This is a genomic window from Pseudomonas sp. (assembly GCF_030690725.1).
In the GTDB taxonomy this organism is placed as follows: Bacteria; Pseudomonadota; Gammaproteobacteria; order Pseudomonadales; family Pseudomonadaceae; genus Aquipseudomonas.
In genome coordinates this window covers 56,937-78,501 of the sequence record NZ_JAUYGD010000065.1, presented here as the reverse complement: position 1 = coordinate 78,501, position 21,565 = coordinate 56,937, and the positions used below count along the sequence as shown (strand labels likewise).

Sequence of the window (21,565 nt, the reverse complement as noted above, 5' to 3'; positions counted from 1 at the left end):
TTAATCCTCGGCCAGTTTGAACAGGTATTGGCCGTAGCCGGTTTTGCCGAAGGCTTTGGCCTGAACCAGTAGTTGTTGGTGATCAATCCAGCCTTGTTGGTAGGCGATCTCTTCCAGGCAGGCGACTTTCAGGCCCTGGCGCTGTTCAATGGTCTGCACGTATTGCGAGGCGTCGAGCAGGCTGTCGTGGGTGCCGGTGTCGAGCCAGGCAAAGCCACGGCCGAAACGCTCTACACGCAGGTCGCCGCGCAGCAGGTAAGCGTTGTTGACGTCGGTGATTTCCAGCTCGCCGCGCGCCGAAGGTTTGACCGCCTTGGCGATTTCGATCACGTCGTTGTCGTAGAAATACAGGCCGGTCACCGCATAGCTGGACTTCGGAACTGTAGGCTTCTCCTCAATGGCGATCGCCTTACCCTCAGTATCGAACTCGATCACGCCAAAGCGCTGCGGGTCCTTGACCCAATAGCCGAACACCGTAGCCCCTGATGGCTCTGCGGCCGCGCGCAGAAGTTTCTCGGTGAAGTGCTGGCCGTGAAAAATGTTATCGCCGAGGATCAAGCACACCGAATCCGCGCCAATAAAGTCTTCACCAAGAATAAAGGCCTGGGCGAGACCGTCGGGTGAGGGTTGTTCGGCGTACTCGAAGTGCAGGCCAAACTGCTGCCCGTCGCCAAGCATCTTGCGGAAATTCGGTAGATCCTGCGGGGTGGATATGATCAGGATTTCACGAATACCGGCGAGCATCAGCACCGAGATCGGGTAGTAGATCATCGGCTTGTCATAGATCGGCAGCAGCTGTTTGGATACACCCAGGGTGATCGGGTGCAGGCGGCTACCTGAGCCGCCTGCGAGAATGATGCCTTTCATTGTGCTGCTCCTTAAAGTGCGCCGAGGCGTTCGCGTTGGTAGCTGCCATCCTGCACGCGTCGGCACCAGTCGAGATTGTCCAGGTACCAGAGCACGGTCTTGCGCAGGCCACTGACGAAGGTTTCGGTGGGTTTCCAGCCAAGTTCGCGCTCGATTTTGCTGGCATCGATGGCATAGCGCAGGTCATGGCCTGGGCGGTCGCTGACGAAACTGATCTGCTCTTTATACGAGCCGTTCTGGCGTGGGGACAGCTCGTCCAATAACGCGCAGATGCTCTCCACCACATGCAGGTTATTCTGCTCGTTGTGCCCGCCAATATTGTAGGTTTCACCGACCTTGCCCTCGCTCACTACCTTTAACAGCGCGCGGGCATGGTCTTCCACGTACAGCCAGTCGCGTACCTGCTGGCCATTGCCATATACCGGTAGCGGCTTGCCATCCAGGGCATTGAGGATCACCAGCGGGATCAGCTTTTCCGGGAAGTGGTAAGGACCATAGTTGTTCGAACAGTTAGTCAGCAGTACTGGCAAGCCATAGGTGCGCTGCCAGGCGCGCACCAGATGATCGGATGCGGCCTTGCTCGCCGAGTAGGGAGAGCTGGGTGCGTAGGGCGTGGTCTCGCTGAACAGATCATCCACACCATGCAGGTCGCCATACACCTCGTCGGTGGAGATATGGTGAAAGCGAAACGCCGCTTTGCGCGCTGGCTCCAGCTGCAGCCAGTAGCTGCGCGTGGCTTCGAGCAGCGCATAGGTGCCAACGATATTGGTCTGGATAAATGCCGCTGGGCCGTCGATGGAGCGGTCGACATGGGATTCAGCCGCTAGGTGCATGATCGCATCCGGCTGAAATTCAGCCAGTGCCTGGCTGACGGCTGCGCTGTCAGCAATATCCGCCTGCACAAAGCGATAGTGTGGGTTATCGGCAACACTGGCCAACGATTCGAGGTTGCCGGCATAGGTCAGCTTGTCGAGGTTGAGCACCTGATGCTCGGTGTGATTCAGCAGATGACGAATCAGCGCCGAACCGATAAAGCCGGCGCCGCCGGTGATAAGGATATGCACGGACCCACACCTTCCTGTTTATATGCTCGGTGAACATTGCTGGGCAGTGTTACAAGCCGTGCAGAATGGGGCAAGTGCAGTATTCTTTGCATAAAAAAGCCCCGCAGCGATGCGGGGCTTTCTTTATATGGTGCCGGCACCAGGAATCGAACCCGGGACCTACTGATTACAAGAAAGCCTCTCACTGCATGTGAATCATACACTTAAGTCGGTTCTTGTTACGTAAGAGGCGCGTTTAAGGCCGGATTCCATGCGGAGTCCGGCCCTCTTGTTACGCAGGTTTGGGGGGTTATTGGGCGGAGGGGGCGACTGTCGGGACGCTAAGGTCGTAGATGTCGAGCATCGATTCGTCGCGGTGGCCGCTGGCTTGCTGCTTGTCTGCCCTGGTGCCGGGCGTGTCGGTGATGCCGCGCCGCTTGAGGTCGTGTAGGCCGAAGCGCTGCTCGGTGGTGATGGCGCCGGCCTCGATGGCGTTACGGATAAAGCGGTTCCAGGCCGTGTCCAGCCCTGACTTGCCCAGTGCGCCGCCGTGCTCGGCTGTGATGATGTAGCGCTGCTCGGGGTTGGTCGGTACCGCAGTGCCCCGGGCTGCCCATATCTGCGCGCGGCGGGCCTTGGCGGCTTCCCATGCTGCACGTAGCCGCGGTGTCCAGCTGACCACGTTGTCGCGGCTGCCCTTGCGCCGGTTGGTCATCACTCCATCTGCCAGCTCGTTGGCGTCGGTGAGGGTGACGACCTCGATGCCGCGCAGGCGACAAAGGTAGGCAAGTTCCATCACATAGCTCAGGTGTGGCGGCACCGCACCCAACTGGCCGCGCTTGAGTTTGCCCAGCTCGCGTGCACGCTCAATCAGAACCAGCATCACGGCATGGGATGGCAGGCGGCGCTGTTTGCGTTCGACGGGTGCTTCGATGCCTAGCGCGGGGTTGCTGTCCAGGTAGCCTCGGTTGCGGCCCCACTGCATCACCAGGCGCAGGTAGCGCAGGACGTGGGCTGCCTTCGAGGGCGTTCCCTCGTCGGCGATGCGGTCGATAAGCCGCTGGATCAGTGCCGGGGTGAACTTGCGCACACCCAGTTCGCCCATGGGCTTTTTGATTTTAGTGGGGATGTTGACCAGCACGTCGCGCGCCCAGGTGTAGCTGTCCTGGGTCTTCGGCTTGAGCCGCTTGAACCTGGCGCTTTCGTGGTACTGCTGGCACAGGTAGTTGAGGCTCTCGCGGTCGACGCCGTTTCGCAGCTCCATAATCTTGTGCAGATCGGCCAGGGTGGCCGTATTGATTGCGATGTTCTGCCGCCGCTGTTTGCCGGCCTCGTCGCGGTGCAGGGTGTACCAGGCACCCTTACCGCGATGATCAAAGAAAACGGCCGCTGGGATAGCGGCCTGATCGATGTGTGGGGGGATGTGCGGGTTGTGCTTTCTGGTTCGCCTCATAGGATCTCGACGCCGTACTGCTCCTGGTGTGCTGCCTTCAATCCGCCGGCCTGGTTGACCAGCTCCACCGTAGTCCAGGGGCCAGTGCGGCCCCTGAATAGGCGGATGCCCTGATCGCTCAGGGTCCGTTCCACATCTGCCCTCCGTGCGTAACCGGTGATGCGCTTAAGATCCTCGAAGGTCAGCACGCCGATGGTATTCCCATTCATAGCAGGGCCTCCAGCTTAGCGCTGGAGGCCCACAGCCAACGACGAGAATCACACACCTGCGCTTCTCGCATAGGCTCAGGCATAGGCTGCCTCCTTGTCCGCTGCCCGGTCAGCCCTGGCCAACATGGCCAGGGCGTTAAGCACGGCGCGCCTGTCGCTTGGCGTGCTGCTGGTGTGGATGATGGGGCGGCCAGGCTTGGTAAAACGCAGGTGGCCACCGTTGGTGCGCATGGCCAGCCAGCCGTTGTCTGCCGCGTAGACGAACAGCAGCGCCAGCGTTTTACCGGTGCGCCGGCCGCTTGAGAGGATGCGCCGGCTCATTGCTGTGACTCCAGGAACAGCAGCGGTTGGACCGAGCCGTCGGCATAGATCTTGTCGAGCGGGGTGGTAGCGATGGGCTCGTCGCCGTCCCAGCCGTCCGGCCAGGTTTCGGCGGCGATCAGCTCGCGGATGCGGGCTTCCTCCTCAGCGTTGATCATGTCCACCATGGGGCGTCCCAGGCGTTGTGCGGCTTCGTTGATTTCTGCCTGTATGCCCAACAGGCGCTCCAACGCCATCAGCCTCGAGGCCAACAGTATTGGCCCCATGCGCTGCGGGTTGGCCGCGATGCTGCCATCCTTGAGCCGCTCTATTCCCGCTTTGCGCAGCCTGTGCTGTGGCTCGCGTAACTCTCGCCACAGCGCTTTGATTCCCTTCAACGGGGCAAGGTATGCCCATGCTGGGTTGAGCAGGATTGTGTCGAGCGCCTTGTCCTCGCTGGCGAGCGGGCAGCCTGTGCAGCCGGTCCGTGCGTTGATTTCTTCGGCTTCGTCGCCGCCGTAGGCGTCGGCGATTGTTGCGGTTGGCCAGTCACCGAACTCCGCCAGGGGTGCCCAGTGTTTGAGCCACTCCCACACATGGCAGACGCGCCAGTGCAGCAGTGGTGCCAGCGTGGCCAAGCGCCCTTTGAGGCCTTTGGCTTCGGGTAAAACCTTCTGGTACCAACCCTGGCCGCACTCGGCACCATCCTTACCGCAGCTCATTTCGATGCGCTTATCGCGGATAGCGCTTTCACCCTGCCGAACGCCTGTGATCATCAAGACGTTTCCGTCCAGCTCGGCCAGCCGCTGCTCCAAGGCGTGCTGCATCGGGTCGATCTTGATCTGGCGAGTGCACCAACGCAGCGTGTTGTTGTTCGGTGGCGGTACGCCGCGGCCGAGGATATAGACCATAAAACGCTTATCCATCGGTGCTGTAACCACTTCCACCTGGATACCGCGTTCTTCTAGTTCGTCCATGATCTGCTGGGCAGCATTTGCCAAGGGCAGCAGTTCCTGGCGCGTGTCTGCATAAAACACCGTGAGCGTTCTGGGGGCCTTGATCCGGCCTGTGTCGATCAGCCAGATGATCAGGGTGAGCGTGGCGCTGCTGTCTTTCCCGCCCGACCAAGCGATGCCCCAGTGGGGGTGATCTTCGCCGTAGGCCTGCAAGGATTGAATGGTCAACTCAATGCTGTCCGTCATCTGCAGACGCTGAGCGCCTGCAGCAAAGATATCGATCTGCGCGCTCATGGTTTCACCGCCTGATAATCAACGTCGAAGAAGCCCAGCTGGCCCTTGTATGGGAGAAACGGCAGGGGCTTGGCGTCGGCTAGCTCGAAACCGAACTTGCCGAAGAACCAGGGCGACAGGCTGTTGTCGTTGCAGCCGGTGATGGTGGCCATGCCGACGATCCCGCCGCGCTCCAGGTCGTTGAAGCTCGGGATCTTGATGCCCACTTCAAGGGCGAAGTGGTAGGCGTCGTTGTATTCGGCGCCGGTCATGCCCTTGGCCGCGTGGATCAGTACCTGGCCACGGAACTTGGTTGCCCAGCTGCGGTTTTCGATGTCCTTGTGACCGTTGACGATCAGCCAGGCCCAGGGCTGGCGAATGCTCAGGGCTTTCATGGCTGCACCTCCAGCTCGCTGACGCTAAGGCCAACCGCCACCGGGCGCACCCAGACCGGCATGTTGCTGAGCATGAAGGTTTCGCCGGCGCCGGCCAGCAGTAGGGTGGTGCCCATTACGTGGGCGATGGCTTCGGCCGCCGATGGCGGTACGGCGTTGCCGATGCGCTCGCGCCAGGCTTGGTCGCTGAGGCCGTCCAGTTCCAGTTGTTCCTCCGGATCAACCAGGCTCTGCAGCGCGGCCAGCTCCAGGGTGGTGAACGGGCGGTGCCAGGTGCCGTCGAGCGAGCGGATAACGCAGGTCAGCCGCTCATTAGCCGCGGGCATGCGTGGATCTGCGACCGACCACCGGCCGTTGTCTTGGCGGGCACTGGCCGACACTGCGCCGGCCTGGCCATTCCACGGCACAACGCCGTAGTGCCCGCCGGTGAGGTACGGGTCGCCTTTGACCTTGGCCATGCCTGGGCGCGGATCTGCAACACACTGGCCGGTACCGTGAGCGCTGGTGACGGTTTGGGTTGCACGGTCGTAGGGGACAACACGGAACTCATTGGAGTGTTTCGCTGCGCCCATGTGGCGCGGGTCCTGAACAGCAAACGCGCCTTGGCCGGTGGTGCTGGCAGCGATCACGGTGCGCGACAGCCCATCCCACTGAGCCACGTTGTATTTGCCGTGCCCGATACCTGGGTCGCGCGGGTCGGCGACGCTGAACGTGCCTTGCCCGGGCGACTTGACGCCGATCACTGCGCCGCTGGTTTCGTCCCAACGGCGCACGCCGTACTGCTGGTACTGGAGGGCACCTTCCCGGGCGCGAGGATCTGCGACCGAAAATGCGCCATTGGTTGGGCTTGAGCGCCCGGCAACGGTGCCCATGGAATCGCCCCACTGATTGACGCCCAGGTAGCCGGCGTAAGCCTCGGGCACGATGATCAGGTCGCGCAGGTAGCCGTCCTCGATCGACAAATCGTTGAGCGATCGCCAATCCTTTCCGGCCTCAACCAAGGCCAGGCGCACCCAGGTTTTCCACTGCAGTGCCGGTACCCGGTGCATGGGGCCAGCGGCTTCGATATCGCCGGCCAGCGGCATGCGGCCGAGGATGTCGCCGACGGCGCGCAGGGTCTTTTTCTCTGGCTCGTAGAGGAAGGGCGGCACCTTCTCGATGTGACGGGCCACCAGCAGGAAGCGCTTGCGGCTTTGCGCCAGGCCGCCCAGCTGGCCGCAGTCGTGGGTGGTTTCTGCCACGGCGTAACCGTAGAAGGCGAGCAACTGGCCGATCTGGTCCAGCAGGTGCCGGCCACGGGTGGCCAGGCGCGGGACGTTCTCGAAAACGATCAGCGAAACGGGGTTGTGCTTCCACGCTTCACACATCAGCCACACGCAGCGCAGGGTCAGTTCGTTGAGCGCCTGATACTTCGGGGTGAGGCTCATGGTTTCAGACAGCAGGCCGCTTGCGCCCTTGCATGGGCTGCTGATGAATACGGCGTCGGGGTCATCGTTCTGCGCAGCGCGCCGCACGTCGTCTGGGGTGGCTTCACGCCAGCCGGCTGGCGGCTCCTTGCCATGAAAGCGAATGTATTGGTCGCGGGTGAACAGATCGAGCAGGGTGCCCGGCACGCCGGCTAGGCGCTGGAAGTCGCGCAGGCCTGCCGGGTCAACGTCGATGCCGCCCAGGCATTGCCACTCGGCCTGTAGGTTGCCGACCACTGGCTTGGCACGGTTGAAGCCTTTGGCACCACCACCCAGGCCGCAGCAAAAGTGGAAGTGTTTGAGGGTGCGTTTAGCGAGCATGGCGGCTGCCTCCCTTCGCTTTTTTGGCTTCCACGTTGGCCATGTAGGTGGCCCACTCGGTGCTTTTGGTTTGCTGGCGGATGCGGCTGCATTTGGCGTGTTTGCCGGTAGAGCGGGCATGGCCGCAGATGTCGCAGATGCTGGGAAGGTCCAGGCGGTGGCCGTTGAGGGTTGGGCGGGTGGGGTCATTGGGCACCGCCTTTTTTCGTGGCACCGCAGGCGCAGTTGTACAGGCCGCGCTTACTGATCCTGATTGAGCGACCGTTCTGCTGTTGGATGATGACGTTGTGAGAAAACGTCCAGGTGTGACGCTTGCCGAGGGTGCAAGTCTTCATGCTGCACCGCCTTGCGCTGCCAGCATGGCAGCAGCAATCCCGTCTGCGTGTTGGACTGACTCCGGGCTGGCGTATCCCAGGTCGCCGTAACCGCTGACGCTATACCCAATAAGCTGAGCGAATTGCATACGCTCGTTGTCGGTGTAGTCCAGGACTGCCAACTGGTTCATCCCGCAACCCAGCGGAGTGGCGAAGTCCAGCAAGTGGGCGACAATTCGGTTTTCCTGGAACCTGATCACGCCATCCGGTGCGAACACAATCGGCTGCATCGGGTGGGCATCATCTGTCACCCCACGGCCACTCTGCTCTGTTTTGGCTTGCAGCGGCCCGCACCACTCGAAGCGCTCGGCCAGGTCTTCGACCCATGACCATTCGCGCGTTTGGTCGTTGGTATTGCTGTCGTTCATGTTGCACAGCAGCGTGCCGGCCTCATCGATGGCCACTTCAACCAAAGCCGGGCGGGAATCTGATTCACCGATTCGGAAGCCGCGCACCCAGTAGGCACCTGGCACGGTGGGTTTCGCGTGCGTCCATTGCAGGGCTTGTTGGCCTGGTGTGGTAGCCTTATCGGCGCTGACTTCGGGGGTTTGTGCTTGCATGGTGCTTCTCCTTGGGGTTGGTCCGGCCCTGGTGGGTTGCCGCCCACCGGGGCCATCTTTTTTCCGGCTTGGCCGGTGTCAGTTGTATTGGGCGTGCCAGGCGCGCCAGACCTTTTTGAAGCCATCCCAGATCGCGTCGCCGTTGACGACATAGGTGTGCACTTCGTGCTCGGGCCGGTTGTCCAGGTGCAGCACTGCTATGCAGTCCTGGTAGAGCGCGGTGTCGAGCTTGCGCAGGTCGGTCAGGGGGAAGGGGTAGGCCGTGCCGTTGTAGAGACTGAGCAGGAAGCGGGCGACTACGCCGCTTTGGCCTGAGTCGCGCTGTGCTACGGGCAGCAGGCGTACCAGGGCGGCAAGTCCGGCGGCGCGGATGGCTGGGCGCTGGGCTTCTTCTTCATCCAATACGGCCAATATTCGTTTAGTGCTGGGGCTGAGCATGGTGCTTCTCCTTTGCTTCGGGTTGCCCAGGCGTTGCCGCGCCTGGGCGATGGGTGATCAGCGAGGCGAGCAGCAGCTCCAGGCCATCTGGTGCACCAGGGCGTGGGCTTGCTGGAGTTGGGCTTCGGGGACGGCGTAGAGGTCGCCCAGGGCGTCGAGCATCACGCGCAGCTGGGCATGGTTGGTGGCGGCGCGCTGCATAAGGTTGTGCCCGGTGTCATCGAGCAGGCAGTCGACGAACTTCGCCTCCATCCGGTGCATCAGGTTGAGTACCTGGGCGCGGTGGCGCTTTGCTGCGGTTTTGAATTCACCCAGTTCCGCCCAGGTGAGCTGGCTAAGCGAGGCGATAGCTGCGCGGGTTTCTTCGCTGTGGCCGTTGTGGGTTAGCTCAACGTTGACAGTGCGTTGACACAGCGCTTCGTTGGTCAAAGGACCGCCCATGATGACCAAGGCACCCTGGAAGCGTGTTTCCTGGGTGGTTTTGTCAGCTGACGTTAGGCGGGCCATGGTGGTGCCGGAATAACAGGCCTTGAGCGCGTCCCAGTCGATACGATCTGCATCGTTTTCGCTCATACCATCCCAGCATTCGTCGATTACTACCGGCCAGTCGATAGGCGTGAACAAGGTGTGGGCCAGGCCTGCCTTGGTAGTGCGGGTTACGCTGATCGACTTACCGTCCGACTCGCCCAACAGCCACCAAAGAGCGCCGATCAGGCCAGATTTGCCGGTACCCGGCCCGCCGGTGATGTTCAGGATTGGGTAACTGCCACGCGCCGCACGAATGCGCGAGGCGTGCAGGCTGCCCAGCCACCAGGCCAGGGCGATCAGGCCCTGCGCGCCGAACGCGGTGATGAACAGTTCCAGCCATTTTGGGTTTTGCTTTTGCATGGTGCTTCTCCTTGGGTAGTGGGTGTCCAGGCGTTGCCGCGCCTGGTGTCGGGTTAGTGCAGAAGGCCGAGCAGCAGGTCGGGCGCTACGTTGGCCAGGGCGAGCAGCGCCACCAGGGCGATGGCACTGCCGGCCAGGGTGAGCGCGGTTTCGCGAGCTGTTGGTTGGTGGTCGGTTTGCATGGTGCTTCTCCTTGGGGTTGTGCCTTGGCGTTGCCGCGCCTTGGCGGGTTGTCACACCTGCTGGAACAACCAGCAGCGGACGGTTTTCGGCTTGTTGAAGGCGTCGGTCTGCCGGCCGGAATTCACGGATTTGTTCGACTCCAGAAACTTGGGTGACTTGCTGGTTTTGAGCAGGCGCTTTAACTCGCTGAGCGCCGGGATCTGCTGGCGTTTGTTGGCGGCCATTTCCACGAACTCATTGAGGTTCACGGCGATATAGCCCTGCTTGCGCGAGTGGTTGAGGGCACCGTCTTCGCTCATGCCGTCGAGGAACTCGTAGAGGTCCCAGAATTCGCGCACGGTTGGATGGTCGGCGTTGATTGCCTGCTGGCGTTCCTCGGCCATGCGGCCGATTTCCTCATGCACCTGGGCGGCGCGCTCTGGGCCAAGCGGCACCACCAGCGCAAGGGCATCCACCAGGCTGCGCAGCTGGGCGTGGTTTTTAGCGATACGCACGGTGCGGATACCCGGGCGGGTGAGCAGCTGCTGCTCATAGCCGGATGTACGCTCGTCGATCAGCTTGATGATGTCTGGTTCGCACTGCAGCGCCTTGACCAAGAAGCCGCTGATCTGCTCCACCGGCATGCGCTCCAGCTGCTCAGCAATTAGCTTGGTTTCGGGCGTTTGGTGCTCGCGGGTCAGGTGAACATGGCCAAGGCGCTGCAGGATCGGCTCGGAGGCGTTCACAGCGTTGTTCTGCGCAATCATCAGCGCGCCACGGAACGGCGGTTCGCGGGTGTCGTTGCCGTTGTTCTTCACGCCAGTGGAGCGAACGCTGCGGCCGTTGTAGGCGGTTTTCAGTTCGTCCCAGTCGAAGTGCTTAACCGGCGCGCCTTCCTTCTGCTCGCGCTCGGATTCGATCAGCACCACCGGCAGGTTGCCCACCTGGGCGAAGTTACGTGCGCGGCTGGCCGGCGTGGCCTTGGAGGGGTCGAAGCCTTCGTATTCGGTACGGCCGGTGAGCTTCCAGAGCAGCTCCACCAGGGTGGTTTTACCGGAACCGGCCTCGCCGATCAGTTCCAGGAACAGGTAGGACTTGTGCAACTGGCGGATCTGCTCAGCATTCAGCGCGCCTAGCCACCAGGTGAGCACCACCACGCCGCGCACGCCAAAGCAGCGCCAGAACAGCTCGAACCAGCCCTCGTTGTAGGTATTGAGGTCTGGGTTGATGTGCAGCACCGGGGAGAGGCTTTGCGACTTGACGCTCAGCCGACCGATATCGAAGAAGTCCTCCTCGTTGCGCTTGTAGACCTTGCCGCCGGCGATGGCCAGGTCGTTGAACACGTAGGCCCCGTGCTCGCGGCTGTAGCCGATCCAGTCGATGGTATTAACGGTTTTCAGCCTGTCGAGTTGCAGGCCAAGCATGCGCTCCAGCTGCTGCGGCGTACCGGTGAACATGGCACCGTTACACACGTTCAACAGGCGCTTCTTGAACTCCGGCGCCGACGAGATTTGAGCCGAGGTGAAGGTGCTTTTGATGGTCGGGGCATCAGGGCGCTCTACACGGAAGTAATACCAGGCCTCGTCCGTCTGGTCGTTGCGCATGTAGTAGAGGGCATCGAAGTAGCAGTTGCCGATGCGCACCACCGAGCCTGCCTGGCGCAGGGCCTTGTCGCGGCGCTGCTTGTCGTTGAGCAGCGCCGCTTCGCCGCTTTCGTCGTTTTCCAGCTCGCGCGTGGCGCGGTCGTACTTCTCCAGATCCAGGCGGAACCAATACAGGCGCGAGCGAAAGGCAAAGTGGAATTCTTTGTGCTCGTCCCACTCGTACATGAGCAGGCCCTTTTCCTCGGCAGACTCGGCCAGCAGTAGCGCGCCCTGGTGGCGGGCCTCATTGAGATCCTGCGCGATGCGCTCGGCGCGTACGTCGTCGCCTTCGATAAATGCCCAGCGCTGGTGCAGGTCATTCCAGTCGGTTTTCTTGCCGCCGCGCTGCGGGATGACAGCCGCTTCGCACTTGAAGCCCAGGGCGCGGGCCTCTTTCGCCCAGCGGCGCATGTTGGCCTTTGCTACTGGCTCGTTATCCAGCGCCCACACCAGGCGCGGCAGGCGCTTGTCGGCTTCCTGGCAGCGTTTCTGCAGGGCCTTGAGGGATTCAATAGGCAGCGGCGCGCTGCTCATCATGGACACCGCAGCGATGCTGTTATGCATTAGGGCGATGGCGTCGAAAATGCCCTCAACAATCCACAGCTCGTCCACTGCCAGCAGGTCGAGTGTGGGCGGGCACCACCAGACGCCCTTGTAGCTTTCGCCCGGCTTGAAGCGGGCCTTCTGCTTGCCGAAGCGCTCAGGCCGGTCGATCAGGCGTTCCCAGTAACCGCCTTTTTCCAGTGCGAAGCGGATGGTCGCGCTGCCGGCCGTGGCCTCGCGGCTCCAGAAGTTCTCCTGGCTGTACCAGCCCTCGATCAGCTCCAGGCGAAAGCCCCGCGCCATTTCCAGGTAGGCGCGGGCGGTGGCTGTCGGGTTTTCGGCGGTGGATGGGGCCTGCTCGCTCCAGTCGTTGAACAGGTCGCTGTACAGCTCCTTAACGTGTACGCGGTGGCCGCACTTCTCCGGACGGCCGCAGATCAGCATCCAGGGCGAGTCGTGGAAGGTGTAGAGGGTCTTTTTACCGCAGCGGGGTGCCGGGCAAACGCCCTTGCGCATGTAGTTGGTGCCGCTCATGTGCTGCAGGCCGAAGTCGTCTTCGATACGGCGCAGCACCTGACCCCTGATTTTTTCTTGCATCGACATGGTTTTGCCTTACTGGTTGGCGTCGAGGGCGGCTTTCAGAGCGCCAATCGTGCGTTTGTGGCCGGCGAGGGCCGGGTAGTCATCGAGGATGCGTTTGCTGCGAAAGCCTTCCGGCACGGTGCGGTAGCGGTCGTCGTACCAGTGCTGTGTCATGCCCAGGCGCAGCTCTGCGCGCAGGCTGGCTAGCCAGGCCTCGGCCATGTCTTTCGGCATGTCCAACTGGATGGCAACGGCGGTTTGCATGGCTACCTCCTCGTTTCGCGGGCAAAACATCCCCATACCCACAGCGTGAGCTGGTGGTTTTAAGGGTTAGTTGGGGGTTACTTGAGAGAGAAAGCGGTGGGGCAGAATGCGGCTTGGCACCGCATGGACGATGCCGTCACGAATGTCGATCAGCACTGTCTTATCCGGCCCGCTTGCCAAATCCCAGCCCACGGTTACGCATGCCGGGGTGGTTTTGCTCATGGCCAGGTACGCGAGCCGCTCAGCCATGAATATGGGCACCTGGTTGGCGTTAACCAGGTGCTGGCAGGTGCGCTCAAACAGCGTGCTTTCGTCCAGGTGTTCCGCCTTGTGACGCTGCACATACGCCTCGGCTACCGCCTGCATGGTGCTGCGGTAATCGTCCTGAGCCTGGGTGGTAAAGGGCGTAGGGGTGTTCATGCGGTTGCCTCCAACTGGTCGAGCAGGTCTGGTTGGGCGTCTTTGTCGCGCAGGTTGCGCATGGCGTTCATGCGCTCTACGGCCGGTGCTACGGGCAGCTTGATCAACGGGCGTTCAACACCCGATGGGCTCAGCTCGAAGTCGATGGTCATCGAGCCGGTGAAGGTCGCGCCGCACACCAGGTCGGTGCACTGGTAGTAGATCGAGCGGAAACAAGGGGTTTGCCCATCGCTGGTACGAATGCGCATGGGCTTGCTGCAGGCGGGGCAAACGAGTTTGTAAACGCTCACGCTTTAACCTCCGTGTGCAGCGTCACCACGGCCTGCACTTCGGAATGCCGGGCGGCAATGTGCTGGCGGTGGGCTTCGATGATGTTGGCCAGCTCGTCGGGGCTGATGCTCCCATCGTCCAGGGCCTTGGCGATGATCTGGTCTACGGCACCCTTCTTGACGTCGGTGTGCAGCGAGCGGATGTAGAGGTCTACGTTGTCCAGCTCGGTGGCTTCCGGCATGGGCACAAACACACCGCCATACAGGCCGCTGAGGTAGTCCGGCAGGAAGGTGGTGCCAGCGTCCTGCTCAAGCAGGTGCACTTGCTCATCTGCCAGCGGGCGGTGGCCGGCGCTTTCGTAGGCCTGGTTATCGAACTTCTTCAACTCCAGGCCCAGGCGGGCGGCGGCGCATTCGCGGCCACCTGGGTAGGCACAGATAACGGCGCTGATGACCTTGCGGCGGCTGTCAAGAATTGGGCGTTTCATGTTCTCGTTTTCCCCTTGAGCCCGCCGCACTACTGTGCGACTACGCCGTCTTTGATGCCGAGCAGGACAGCTGCCCGGTGTGCTTCGCCACGCAGGCATTTCTTCTGTCCGTTGAGCACGGCGTAAACGGTGGAGGGGTTGAGTTTGTTCCGCTCTGCCCAGTCCTTAGCTGAAATACCTACGGCAGCGAGGCGGTTGCGTGCGTCTTGGCAGGCTTGCTCTGTTGGGTATGAGTTCGGCATAGTGCAAATTCGTGCGCTTTCGTGTGATGACGAGCAAAGAATGATGCACGTTTCTGCATTTGTAAATAGCGGAGATGAAAAATATTGCATCTTTCAAAGGACGCGATAGGCAACCGGCTGCAGCTTGAGCGTAAGCAGCTGGGGTTTATCCAGGACGATTTCGCCCGTCTTCTCGGCATATCCAAGCGGACGTTGGCCGGATATGAGGGCGGGACGAGTGATATCGGTGCGTCTGTTCTGGCTAGGGCTTCTGAGCTTGGCGTAGATGTTTTGTATGTGGTGACAGGCTTCGTTACGCCTAGATCAACTGACAGCATCTCTCCCGATGAATCCGTCCTCCTCGACAACTACCGCCAACTCCCTACCGAAGACCGCGCTGGCGTTACCAAAATTGTGACCGCCATGTCGGCAATGGCCGGCAACTACCAGGTCGGCAAACGCTAAGCCCGCCCGGGGCAACCAAGGATTCCATCAACACGATCAAGGAGCGATTCAGTGGCCCTGAAACCCTGCAAGTCCTGCAAGCATCAAGTCGATACCAGCGCGAAAGTCTGCCCAAACTGCGGCGTCGCTAACCCTGGCGTCTCTGCCAAGGAGCAGCTCATAGGGCTTGTTGGCTTGGTGGTGATCATTGCCATCGCATTCAAGGCGTGCTCGGGCGGTGATGACAAGGAAGAGACAGCAGCCGCGCCAAAAGTCGACGACGCTACCTGCCGCAAGGATCTGCAGTGCTGGGGAGATAAGCACTCCATTTCAGCAGGCGTGTATTGCGATGACCCTATTGAGAGCCTGGCGAAGTTCAGCGTGCGTTGGACCGACGGCATGCTCGAACCGAAGTTCAGCCACTTCCGCTGGCTGAACCAGGAGCAGGGCACGGTCACCTTCATCGGCGACAAGATCGAGTTCCAGAACGGCTTTGGTGCCTACCAGGGCCATATCTACGAGTGCGACTTAAACCCAGCGACTAACCAGGTTCTTGATGTCAGGGCGCGTCCTGGCCGTCTGTAAAACAATAGGAAGGGAAAACAATGGCAGAGACGGTATCGAAAACAATCCACTACAAGCGTGCCGTCATCAGCGGTGGCGGCAATCTGCAAGAGATTCTCGGCCGGGTTTTTGCCGAAGGTAGTCCGGCACATAAAGTTGGGCATCGCAAAGAAATAGTCAGCGCCGACACCAACAGCTTCCGGGTGGTGAACCATAAGCGTGATTACAACGGCATGCTTTTTTGCCAGATGATTTACTTCGAGCCTGGGCGTAGCCAGGCGTATATCACGCTGAATGATGAAGCTGAGTCTTATGCCCTTGATGCGCTAACCAATGAAGCGCTGAACAATATCGAGGCTCCTGCTGAGCGCGAGCAGCACCGTAAAGAGTTCGTCGACTCTTTCCTGTACTTCGGCGTTTTTGAAAACCATCTTGTGGTGCTGCAATCGAGTGCTTTGCGCTCGCGTGAGCTGGAGGCGCATCTGGGGTGGCTGATCGGTAGCTTCGGTGGGGTTGCAGTCGGAACCTCTATCATCCTGCAGGATCAGCCATCCCAAGAAACATTTGAGCGGGTGGCCCGGTCACCGGTGAAGAAGATCGAGGTTGGTTCGCCCGTGACCACTGCTGAGGTTGTGCCCGAAGGGGAAAGGGTTGCACAGCCCGCCGCTGCAGCCGCTGAGGAAGAACAAGGCATAGATGCTCGCCGCGTTCGCTTCTTCCCTACCGGGTTTGCTGGTGATGTGATCAAGGCTGCTCTGGGTGCTGACTGGTTTAACCGGCTGGATCTGGAGGATGACTTGGATGAGGCCAACCTCAAGGTCAGTCTGGAAATTACCTACGTTCGTCAGACGACGAAGATGGGCCAGCAGATGCTTGATAACATCGCGACCTCGTTGCGGCATGTCGACGAGGCCGACGTCAGGATCTCCCTGAATGGCGGTGGTGAGATCAAGGGCAATGACCTCAAACTATCTGGCCCGATATCGGTCTCAAAGTTGGATAATGGACTCCTTGATGAGGGTGTCCTATACCATAAAATGCACGGTTGGCTGGTCAGTAAGCTTCGCCAAGGCGATGTCGACCCAGAGCAGAATGCAGAAGAGTAAGTGATGAAAAATCAAGGTGGTTGGACAGGTTTAGGGGTGCTAGCAGTGGTGTTGTCCGCCGCTATGGGCGCGCTGCTTGCTCACTACATTGTTTCGTCATTTGATCAGACAACGCCCCCTGTCGTGCAGTGGGGCCTTCTAACCGTTTTTCTGTTGCCAATGGGTTTCGCTATTCAGCTGTGGGTGAATCTGAACAGCATCCGGGAAACAAAAGGGCTTTCAGGAAGTGAGCGCCGTCGGATCAGGGTCACCGTTTCTGAGAAGGTTCGGCAAGTCCAGATTGCGCTGATCTTTTACATGCTGTCGGCCATTACCATTGCCTTTGGCCTGTGGTTTTCGCCAACTAGCTGGAGCGTCTACCATGCTGTAACGGTTTTCACCGGCCTGAGTTTGGGGATTAGTGTTTCGAGCTTCTTCCTGATCCTCCATGAGTGGCGGGAAATCTCGAACTTCAAGAGCACGGTGTTTGAGCGCAGCAGCAGAAGTAAACAGCTGGCTAAGAAGCTGGGCTCCCTGGGCCCCAAGTCTGACAAGTAATCTGGACGATTAAATAGGGCACCTTGGGGTGCCCTTTTTTATTGCCTTGAGAAAGGCTTTAGCCGGCTGCAAGTACGACTCCAGAGGGGGCTTGCATTCTGAAAGTTGGCGGTATGGTCAGAGACTCACTGCCAATAACGGAGTATGCAGATGAAGACCGAAGTTCTTGAGGCTGTAGGCGATCAACCAGGGGGGAGGGTTGCGCAGCCCATGATGGATAGCATGACGCCAGAGGAGTGGCTTGTATTGAGGTTCTACCGCCAGCTCGAAGGGCCTGAGCGGTTGATGATGATTAGAATGATGGAGGCGTTGGTTATGCGCTTGCCAGCTGATTAACACTAGAAGGCCCCAAATTAGGGGCCTTCTTGTTTCTAGTTGGCCTGCAGCCGCTGCCACTCTCGATCCACCGCCCGCTGCGCGCTGGCCTTGCTGGCGTAGAGGTGGGTTAGCCGGCGGGGTTTGGCCTGGTCGCCTGCGGTGATGGCTTTCTGGGTGCCTGATTTGGCGTCGCGGTAGTAGGCGATTATCCCGGTGTAGTTGGCAGCCCCTTCCTCGTACAAGCCGTCGACGGTGTCTTCAGGCAGCTGGCTCTCCAGCTCTAGGCTGGTGATGTAGCCGGCATCCGCCGTGAGGCTGTGCTGCACGTTGCCGCCGTGCCAGATGATGGCGTCTATCTCCGCTTTGACTCCCACCAGGGTGTAGGTCAGTTCCGGTATCAGGTCGGGGCGGCCTCTGGCCAGGGTGTAGCTGAGTGTGGCGGTACCGCGTTGCAGGCGGTTCCATTCGGCCCTGGCTGCGCGCAGTGCGGATTCGCGGTCGCTGTAGCTGTGGCGCAGATCCTTGAGGTTCTCGCCGCCGCCGGCAATGGCTTCCTGCTTTTTGGCGCTGTTGATGTCGTAGAAGTAGGCGCGCACACCGTCGTAACTGTCGCGGTCGGCCTGCAGGTAGCGGTGGCCATCACCGTCCGCCCGGGTAAGGGTGACATGCGGCAGGCTGAGGCCGCTGGGGGTTTGCGATTTGCCGGCCGGGATGCACAGCAGGCAGCCGGCTTTGACGGTGGCCACCGCGTCGAACTCCTCACCTAGGCGGGTAAGGATGTTGGCGTCGGACTCGTTGGCCTGGTCCAGCTGCAGGATGGGCAAGGCAGTCAGGGCGGCACTGATGCGGGCGGTGAGCTGGTTGCGGCTGGCGATGGTTTGCAGCACGGCGCCCAGGGTGGTGTTGGCCCAGCTGGTTTCCCGTTTGGTTTTCAGCCCTTTACGCAGATCGGCGCTGCGGGCGCGGATGTTGAGCACGTCGGGCGCGCCGCTGTGCTCGGTTTCGTCCACGGTGTAGGTGCCTTTGTCGACCAGGCCAGTGTCTGCCCAGCCCAGCCAGAGGCGCAGCACGGCGCCCTTGGGCGGGATGCTGAGCAGGCCGTCGTGGTCGCTGAGGCTGATGTCGAGCGTGTCGGCCTCAATGCCGCGGTTGTCCGTGAGGTTCATGCTCATCAGCCGGGGGCTGATGAGTTGGGCGATATCGGTACCGTCGACGGTGAGGCGGTAAATGGCGGCTGGGTAGTTGTTGTCACCCAGCAGGCGCTTGCCAGCATCGCGCACCACGCCGATAACATCGGCGATAGCTGCCTTGCCAGCGGCTAGTACTGCGGCACTCACAGCACGGCCCGGAGGATGTTGGCGCCGGTGCCGATGGCGGCGCCGAGCATGTCGACCTTGCCGTCATCGACGCGCTTGAGGCTGATGCTGAACTCGATGCGCCGCGCGGTACCGTCCGGGAAAAACAGGGTGCGGGTCTCGCTTACGCTCTCGATCACCCAAATGCCCAGGATGCGCCCAGTGCCTTCGACCAGGGGCCAGGCTTTGCCGGTGTCGGCCATCATGCGCAGGGCGTCCAGGCTGATAGGGCTACCGGCCAGCTCTGGCAGAATGATGCCGGGCATGGTGATTGCGTCGTCACCTCGACCGGCAAACTGCAGCGCGGGGTTGGTGCCCACGCGGCTGCTGCTGGGGTGGCGCCAGTCGGTTTGGCGCTGCAGCTCCTGGTAGGCGAGGGTGTGCAGGCTGAACACGAACATGCCGAGGGCCATCATCATGGTGCTTTACTCCAGGTCGCCAAGGCGTGAGCGAATACGGGTGGCTTTGTTGCGTTCACGCTCATCGAGCATCTGGTTGATCATCCGCTGCAGGCCGGCAACGTCAGTGCCAGGCGTAGCGTGGATCTGGAAGTGGTTGGTATCGCCCTGGATAACCATGCCGCCAGCAGACGCCGAGATAGGCGGGCGGCTGTCAAAGCTGATGCTTTTGCCGCTGAGCATGTCGGCGCCGGAACTGGCCAGGCGCTTTGCGGTGCCGGCGATCTGCTTGAGCACGTCGCCTTCGCCGCCTGCCAGGCCGTTGGCCAGCCCGGCCATGGTGAAGCCGCCCAGGGTGGCAAACACGCGCGATGGGCTGTGGATGCCGAGCTTCTCTTTGAACCAGCCAATGGTTGAGTCACCCAGGGTGGTGATGGCTGACTTGATTTGCCCCATGCCCGACATCAGGCCGTTGACCAGGCCCCGCACGATCATGCTGCCGAACTCGGTAAACCGCACGGGCAGATCCAGCCCCAGGTAGTTGAGCACCTCGGCAAACGCGCGGTAGACCAGGCCGATGGGGTTGAAATTGGCCAGTGTGGTGAGGATGCCGCCCAGGCCGCCGGAAAAGCCCGCTTTGACCTCAGCCCACATGCCAGCGAAGTAGGGGCCGAGTTTGTCCCAGTTGGCGTAGATCAAGTACACGGCGGCGGCGATGGCGGTCACGGCCAGGCCGATAGGGTTAAGCATCAGCGCGCGGCCCACCAGCAGCACCGCCTTGCCTACCCACAGCAGCGCACTGCCCAGGGCCTTTATGCCGGTAACCAGGCCGAGGCTTTTGATGGTGAGTAGGGCTATGCCATAACGCACCATGGCAATGGGGCCGAGGATGCTTGCCAGCATAATTGCAATACCACCACCCAGAGTGAGCAGTAGTGCAAAGCCAGCAGCGGTTTTAACGAGCTGTGCCGTGAGTTGCGGGTTTTCTTTGACCCAGCCTTTGACCTTTACAGCTACGTCACCGAGCACGGTGACAAACTCTTTCAGTTCCGGCGCGATGGCAACGCCAACTTCGGCCATGGCGTTCGTCCAGCTGCCTTGGGCGGCTTCCATGACGTTGGTGAGCGTGCCGAGCTGCTCGTTAACACGCATACGCAGGTCGGCCTGGGCCTGCATTTTGGCGGCTATTTCCTCATAGCCTGCCATGCCTTTGTTCATCATCGTTTCAACGGTTGAGAGTGTTTCAGCATCATCGCCAAAGACGGTTTTCATCACGCTGGTACGCTTTACAGCAGATAGACCCTTGAGCTTTTCGAGCTGGGCAAAGAGCTTTTCCATGCCGCCGAACTCACCTTTGCCGTCAGTGAAATCCATGCTGATGCCGAGCGCCTTTAACTCATCGTTGGCTTTGGCGACCTTCTTCATATTGAGGCCGGACTGGAACACTTTGCGAAGGGCGTTACCTGCGGACTCTCCAGCCATGCCGGTCTGGTCCATCATCACGAGCAGCGGGCTCAAGGTATTGGCGGCTTCCAGGCCTTGCTGCTTGATGATGCCCATGACTGGGGAAATCTTGCTGAAGCCCTGCAGCATGTTGCCGCTGTCCACACCCAAGTAGTAAGTGCGCTGGATAGTGTCCATCAGCCCGAGCATGTCTTTCTCGCTGGTGCGTGTGGCGTCCTGCATCTTGGCTGCGAATTCGGCCGCTTCCATGACGGGCATTTTCAGCTGTACGCCCAGGTATGCCGCAGCTTCGCCGGTACCGCCCAGGATGTTGGCCGCGCTGAGGCCCTGGCGGCGCAGCATGGTCATCATTTCCTGAAAGTCGGCGGTGGTACCTGGCAGGCGGTCGCCTAGGCTGTTCGCGAGGTCGGTGATTTTCTGGAATTCGGCAGATACGCTGCCGTCGCTGCCCATCATGGCGGCCTTTAGCTGGGTGGCTGCGTCCTCAGCTGGAGCGAAGGCATCCACGATGCCCTTGAGTGGCCGACTAATGGCATACCCCGATGCAAGCCCTGCCGCCCCGCTCGCCGCCATGTTGCCGGCCATGCCTTGCGTCTTTTCGTACTGCGACTTTGCCAACGCCAGGCGCTTTTGTTGGGTGGCTAGCCGCTGCATGCGCCGGCCTTGCTCGCTGATGGCGTCGTTGGTGGCGGCAATTTTAGTGCGCAGGTCGCGTTCATCTTGCCCCAGGTTGCGGGTACTGATGCCGGCGGCGTTGAGCTTGGTGCGCAGGCCTTGCAGCTGGGTTTGCTGCTCACTGTGCTGGCGTTTGAGCGCTGTGGCCTCGCGGATGGCTGACTTTAGGTCGCGGGTCATCTGCCGGGTGGGTGCGCCTGTGGCGGCAAACTCGCGGCTTAGCTGTTTGACCTTGTCGCGCGCTGCGCCCAGGGATTGTTCGGTTTGCTCTGCAGCAGCGCGCTGGGTGCGCCAGGCGCTGATGTCCTTCTGCTGGGTGTTGAGTTCCTTGAGCTTGTCGCGGGCCTCTTTCAGGGCTTTGGCAGCACCGAGGCTGCCGCCCTGGATGCGCTTGAGCGGGGCGGTGGCTTTGTCCAGGGCGGAGAGGATGACTTGCAGTTGTAGCTTATTTGCTGCCATCGCTTTGGCTCCGTACCCGCGCCCGTTCGCGCCATTCCATCAGTTCGGTGAGGCTGAGGCCGTCCATGGCGGACGGCTGCCAGTGAAACACCACGGCCAGGTCGGCCATG

At 60.9% G+C, this 21,565-nt stretch carries 28 protein-coding genes; 5 read left to right on the top strand and 23 right to left on the bottom strand.

Annotated features, from left to right (window positions below):
* The 19 genes from rfbA to Q8O69_RS15725 form a co-directional block, all read right to left on the bottom strand.
* The gene (rfbA, locus tag Q8O69_RS15815) at positions 1-867 is read right to left on the bottom strand and encodes a glucose-1-phosphate thymidylyltransferase RfbA (protein ID WP_305593210.1); all 867 of its coding nucleotides are present in this window, start codon (positions 865-867) and stop codon (positions 1-3) included.
* 11 nt (positions 868-878) lie between these two features.
* Positions 879-1,931 carry a dTDP-glucose 4,6-dehydratase gene (rfbB, locus tag Q8O69_RS15810; RefSeq protein WP_305593209.1) on the bottom strand — a complete coding sequence of 351 codons (1,053 nt, stop codon included), beginning with the start codon at positions 1,929-1,931 and terminating at the stop codon, positions 879-881.
* Between the two features lie 289 nt (positions 1,932-2,220).
* Positions 2,221-3,363: a tyrosine recombinase XerC gene (gene xerC / locus Q8O69_RS15805; RefSeq protein ID WP_305593208.1), complete on the bottom strand. Its 1,143-nt coding sequence runs from the start codon at positions 3,361-3,363 to the stop codon at positions 2,221-2,223.
* Positions 3,360-3,572, bottom strand: coding sequence for a DUF4224 domain-containing protein (locus Q8O69_RS15800; RefSeq protein WP_305593207.1), 213 nt, complete (start codon positions 3,570-3,572; stop codon positions 3,360-3,362). Before Q8O69_RS15800 ends, xerC begins: the two co-directional genes overlap by 4 nt.
* Before the next feature lie 75 nt (positions 3,573-3,647).
* Positions 3,648-3,893 carry a type II toxin-antitoxin system HicA family toxin gene (locus tag Q8O69_RS15795; RefSeq protein ID WP_305593206.1) on the bottom strand — a complete coding sequence of 82 codons (246 nt, stop codon included), beginning with the start codon at positions 3,891-3,893 and terminating at the stop codon, positions 3,648-3,650.
* The gene (locus tag Q8O69_RS15790; RefSeq protein WP_305593205.1) at positions 3,890-5,122 is read right to left on the bottom strand and encodes a phosphoadenosine phosphosulfate reductase family protein; all 1,233 of its coding nucleotides are present in this window, start codon (positions 5,120-5,122) and stop codon (positions 3,890-3,892) included. Before Q8O69_RS15790 ends, Q8O69_RS15795 begins: the two co-directional genes overlap by 4 nt.
* Positions 5,119-5,496 (bottom strand): ASCH domain-containing protein, encoded by a 378-nt coding sequence (locus Q8O69_RS15785; RefSeq protein ID WP_305593204.1) that lies wholly within the window; start codon positions 5,494-5,496, stop codon positions 5,119-5,121. The genes Q8O69_RS15790 and Q8O69_RS15785 overlap by 4 nt, the downstream gene beginning before the upstream one ends.
* Entirely contained in the window at positions 5,493-7,283 is a 1,791-nt protein-coding gene (locus Q8O69_RS15780; protein ID WP_305593203.1) for a DNA cytosine methyltransferase, read from the bottom strand. The genes Q8O69_RS15785 and Q8O69_RS15780 overlap by 4 nt, the downstream gene beginning before the upstream one ends.
* Positions 7,273-7,479, bottom strand: coding sequence for a hypothetical protein (locus Q8O69_RS15775; protein WP_305593202.1), 207 nt, complete (start codon positions 7,477-7,479; stop codon positions 7,273-7,275). The genes Q8O69_RS15780 and Q8O69_RS15775 overlap by 11 nt, the downstream gene beginning before the upstream one ends.
* 135 nt (positions 7,480-7,614) lie before the next feature.
* Positions 7,615-8,217 (bottom strand): hypothetical protein, encoded by a 603-nt coding sequence (locus tag Q8O69_RS15770; RefSeq protein ID WP_305593201.1) that lies wholly within the window; start codon positions 8,215-8,217, stop codon positions 7,615-7,617.
* 78 nt (positions 8,218-8,295) lie between these two features.
* Positions 8,296-8,655 carry a hypothetical protein gene (locus Q8O69_RS15765; RefSeq protein WP_305593200.1) on the bottom strand — a complete coding sequence of 120 codons (360 nt, stop codon included), beginning with the start codon at positions 8,653-8,655 and terminating at the stop codon, positions 8,296-8,298.
* Positions 8,656-8,712: 57 nt separating this feature from the next.
* Positions 8,713-9,543 (bottom strand): hypothetical protein, encoded by an 831-nt coding sequence (locus Q8O69_RS15760; RefSeq protein WP_305593199.1) that lies wholly within the window; start codon positions 9,541-9,543, stop codon positions 8,713-8,715.
* Positions 9,544-9,596: 53 nt separating this feature from the next.
* Entirely contained in the window at positions 9,597-9,725 is a 129-nt protein-coding gene (locus tag Q8O69_RS15755) for a hypothetical protein (RefSeq protein WP_305593198.1), read from the bottom strand.
* A gap of 51 nt (positions 9,726-9,776) precedes the next feature.
* Complete coding sequence (locus Q8O69_RS15750; protein ID WP_305593247.1) at positions 9,777-12,488, bottom strand: toprim domain-containing protein; 2,712 nt, start codon at positions 12,486-12,488, stop codon at positions 9,777-9,779.
* A gap of 15 nt (positions 12,489-12,503) precedes the next feature.
* Entirely contained in the window at positions 12,504-12,737 is a 234-nt protein-coding gene (locus tag Q8O69_RS15745) for a hypothetical protein (RefSeq protein ID WP_305593197.1), read from the bottom strand.
* Between the two features lie 66 nt (positions 12,738-12,803).
* Positions 12,804-13,157 carry a hypothetical protein gene (locus Q8O69_RS15740; RefSeq protein ID WP_305593196.1) on the bottom strand — a complete coding sequence of 118 codons (354 nt, stop codon included), beginning with the start codon at positions 13,155-13,157 and terminating at the stop codon, positions 12,804-12,806.
* Positions 13,154-13,447 (bottom strand): ogr/Delta-like zinc finger family protein, encoded by a 294-nt coding sequence (locus Q8O69_RS15735; RefSeq protein ID WP_305593195.1) that lies wholly within the window; start codon positions 13,445-13,447, stop codon positions 13,154-13,156. Before Q8O69_RS15735 ends, Q8O69_RS15740 begins: the two co-directional genes overlap by 4 nt.
* A complete protein-coding gene (locus Q8O69_RS15730; RefSeq protein WP_305593194.1) occupies positions 13,444-13,914 on the bottom strand; it encodes a YmfL family putative regulatory protein in 471 nt (156 codons plus the stop codon). The genes Q8O69_RS15735 and Q8O69_RS15730 overlap by 4 nt, the downstream gene beginning before the upstream one ends.
* Positions 13,915-13,943: 29 nt before the next feature.
* The gene (locus tag Q8O69_RS15725) at positions 13,944-14,156 is read right to left on the bottom strand and encodes a DNA-binding protein (protein WP_305593193.1); all 213 of its coding nucleotides are present in this window, start codon (positions 14,154-14,156) and stop codon (positions 13,944-13,946) included.
* Between the two features lie 84 nt (positions 14,157-14,240).
* Between Q8O69_RS15725 and Q8O69_RS15720 the strand changes: the two genes are divergently transcribed.
* From Q8O69_RS15720 to Q8O69_RS15700, 5 genes are all read left to right on the top strand, one after another.
* A complete protein-coding gene (locus tag Q8O69_RS15720) occupies positions 14,241-14,600 on the top strand; it encodes a helix-turn-helix domain-containing protein (RefSeq protein ID WP_305593192.1) in 360 nt (119 codons plus the stop codon).
* Between the two features lie 51 nt (positions 14,601-14,651).
* Entirely contained in the window at positions 14,652-15,164 is a 513-nt protein-coding gene (locus Q8O69_RS15715) for a hypothetical protein (RefSeq protein ID WP_305593191.1), read from the top strand.
* A 20-nt stretch (positions 15,165-15,184) separates the two neighbouring features.
* Entirely contained in the window at positions 15,185-16,249 is a 1,065-nt protein-coding gene (locus tag Q8O69_RS15710; RefSeq protein WP_305593190.1) for a hypothetical protein, read from the top strand.
* A gap of 3 nt (positions 16,250-16,252) precedes the next feature.
* A complete protein-coding gene (locus tag Q8O69_RS15705) occupies positions 16,253-16,786 on the top strand; it encodes a hypothetical protein (protein ID WP_305593189.1) in 534 nt (177 codons plus the stop codon).
* Between the two features lie 150 nt (positions 16,787-16,936).
* Entirely contained in the window at positions 16,937-17,122 is a 186-nt protein-coding gene (locus tag Q8O69_RS15700; RefSeq protein ID WP_305593188.1) for a hypothetical protein, read from the top strand.
* Between the two features lie 35 nt (positions 17,123-17,157).
* On the opposite strand, the gene Q8O69_RS15695 is transcribed toward Q8O69_RS15700, so the two are convergent.
* Genes Q8O69_RS15695 through Q8O69_RS15680 form a run of 4 tightly spaced genes read right to left on the bottom strand, consistent with a single transcriptional unit; the run spans position 17,158 to position 21,564 of the window.
* Positions 17,158-18,441, bottom strand: a complete 1,284-nt coding sequence (locus Q8O69_RS15695; protein ID WP_305593187.1) for a phage late control D family protein — start codon at positions 18,439-18,441, stop codon at positions 17,158-17,160.
* Positions 18,438-18,878 carry a phage tail protein gene (locus Q8O69_RS15690; protein WP_305593186.1) on the bottom strand — a complete coding sequence of 147 codons (441 nt, stop codon included), beginning with the start codon at positions 18,876-18,878 and terminating at the stop codon, positions 18,438-18,440. The genes Q8O69_RS15695 and Q8O69_RS15690 overlap by 4 nt, the downstream gene beginning before the upstream one ends.
* Positions 18,879-18,884: 6 nt before the next feature.
* Positions 18,885-21,455, bottom strand: coding sequence for a phage tail tape measure protein (locus Q8O69_RS15685; protein WP_305593185.1), 2,571 nt, complete (start codon positions 21,453-21,455; stop codon positions 18,885-18,887).
* Positions 21,442-21,564, bottom strand: coding sequence for a GpE family phage tail protein (locus Q8O69_RS15680; protein WP_305593184.1), 123 nt, complete (start codon positions 21,562-21,564; stop codon positions 21,442-21,444). The genes Q8O69_RS15685 and Q8O69_RS15680 overlap by 14 nt, the downstream gene beginning before the upstream one ends.
* Position 21,565 lies beyond the last annotated feature (1 nt).

Coding starts and splice junctions, on each gene's coding strand:
- rfbA (WP_305593210.1), bottom strand. CDS start 867: ATGAAAGGCATCATTCTCGCAGGCGGCTCAGGTAGCCGCCTGCACCCG.
- xerC (WP_305593208.1), bottom strand. CDS start 3,363: ATGAGGCGAACCAGAAAGCACAACCCGCACATCCCCCCACACATCGAT.
- Q8O69_RS15800 (WP_305593207.1), bottom strand. CDS start 3,572: ATGAATGGGAATACCATCGGCGTGCTGACCTTCGAGGATCTTAAGCGC.
- Q8O69_RS15795 (WP_305593206.1), bottom strand. CDS start 3,893: ATGAGCCGGCGCATCCTCTCAAGCGGCCGGCGCACCGGTAAAACGCTG.
- Q8O69_RS15790 (WP_305593205.1), bottom strand. CDS start 5,122: ATGAGCGCGCAGATCGATATCTTTGCTGCAGGCGCTCAGCGTCTGCAG.
- Q8O69_RS15785 (WP_305593204.1), bottom strand. CDS start 5,496: ATGAAAGCCCTGAGCATTCGCCAGCCCTGGGCCTGGCTGATCGTCAAC.
- Q8O69_RS15780 (WP_305593203.1), bottom strand. CDS start 7,283: ATGCTCGCTAAACGCACCCTCAAACACTTCCACTTTTGCTGCGGCCTG.
- Q8O69_RS15770 (WP_305593201.1), bottom strand. CDS start 8,217: ATGCAAGCACAAACCCCCGAAGTCAGCGCCGATAAGGCTACCACACCA.
- Q8O69_RS15765 (WP_305593200.1), bottom strand. CDS start 8,655: ATGCTCAGCCCCAGCACTAAACGAATATTGGCCGTATTGGATGAAGAA.
- Q8O69_RS15760 (WP_305593199.1), bottom strand. CDS start 9,543: ATGCAAAAGCAAAACCCAAAATGGCTGGAACTGTTCATCACCGCGTTC.
- Q8O69_RS15755 (WP_305593198.1), bottom strand. CDS start 9,725: ATGCAAACCGACCACCAACCAACAGCTCGCGAAACCGCGCTCACCCTG.
- Q8O69_RS15750 (WP_305593247.1), bottom strand. CDS start 12,488: ATGCAAGAAAAAATCAGGGGTCAGGTGCTGCGCCGTATCGAAGACGAC.
- Q8O69_RS15745 (WP_305593197.1), bottom strand. CDS start 12,737: ATGCAAACCGCCGTTGCCATCCAGTTGGACATGCCGAAAGACATGGCC.
- Q8O69_RS15740 (WP_305593196.1), bottom strand. CDS start 13,157: ATGAACACCCCTACGCCCTTTACCACCCAGGCTCAGGACGATTACCGC.
- Q8O69_RS15730 (WP_305593194.1), bottom strand. CDS start 13,914: ATGAAACGCCCAATTCTTGACAGCCGCCGCAAGGTCATCAGCGCCGTT.
- Q8O69_RS15725 (WP_305593193.1), bottom strand. CDS start 14,156: ATGCCGAACTCATACCCAACAGAGCAAGCCTGCCAAGACGCACGCAAC.
- Q8O69_RS15710 (WP_305593190.1), top strand. CDS start 15,185: ATGGCAGAGACGGTATCGAAAACAATCCACTACAAGCGTGCCGTCATC.
- Q8O69_RS15705 (WP_305593189.1), top strand. CDS start 16,253: ATGAAAAATCAAGGTGGTTGGACAGGTTTAGGGGTGCTAGCAGTGGTG.
- Q8O69_RS15700 (WP_305593188.1), top strand. CDS start 16,937: ATGAAGACCGAAGTTCTTGAGGCTGTAGGCGATCAACCAGGGGGGAGG.
- Q8O69_RS15690 (WP_305593186.1), bottom strand. CDS start 18,878: ATGATGATGGCCCTCGGCATGTTCGTGTTCAGCCTGCACACCCTCGCC.
- Q8O69_RS15685 (WP_305593185.1), bottom strand. CDS start 21,455: ATGGCAGCAAATAAGCTACAACTGCAAGTCATCCTCTCCGCCCTGGAC.
- Q8O69_RS15680 (WP_305593184.1), bottom strand. CDS start 21,564: ATGGCCGACCTGGCCGTGGTGTTTCACTGGCAGCCGTCCGCCATGGAC.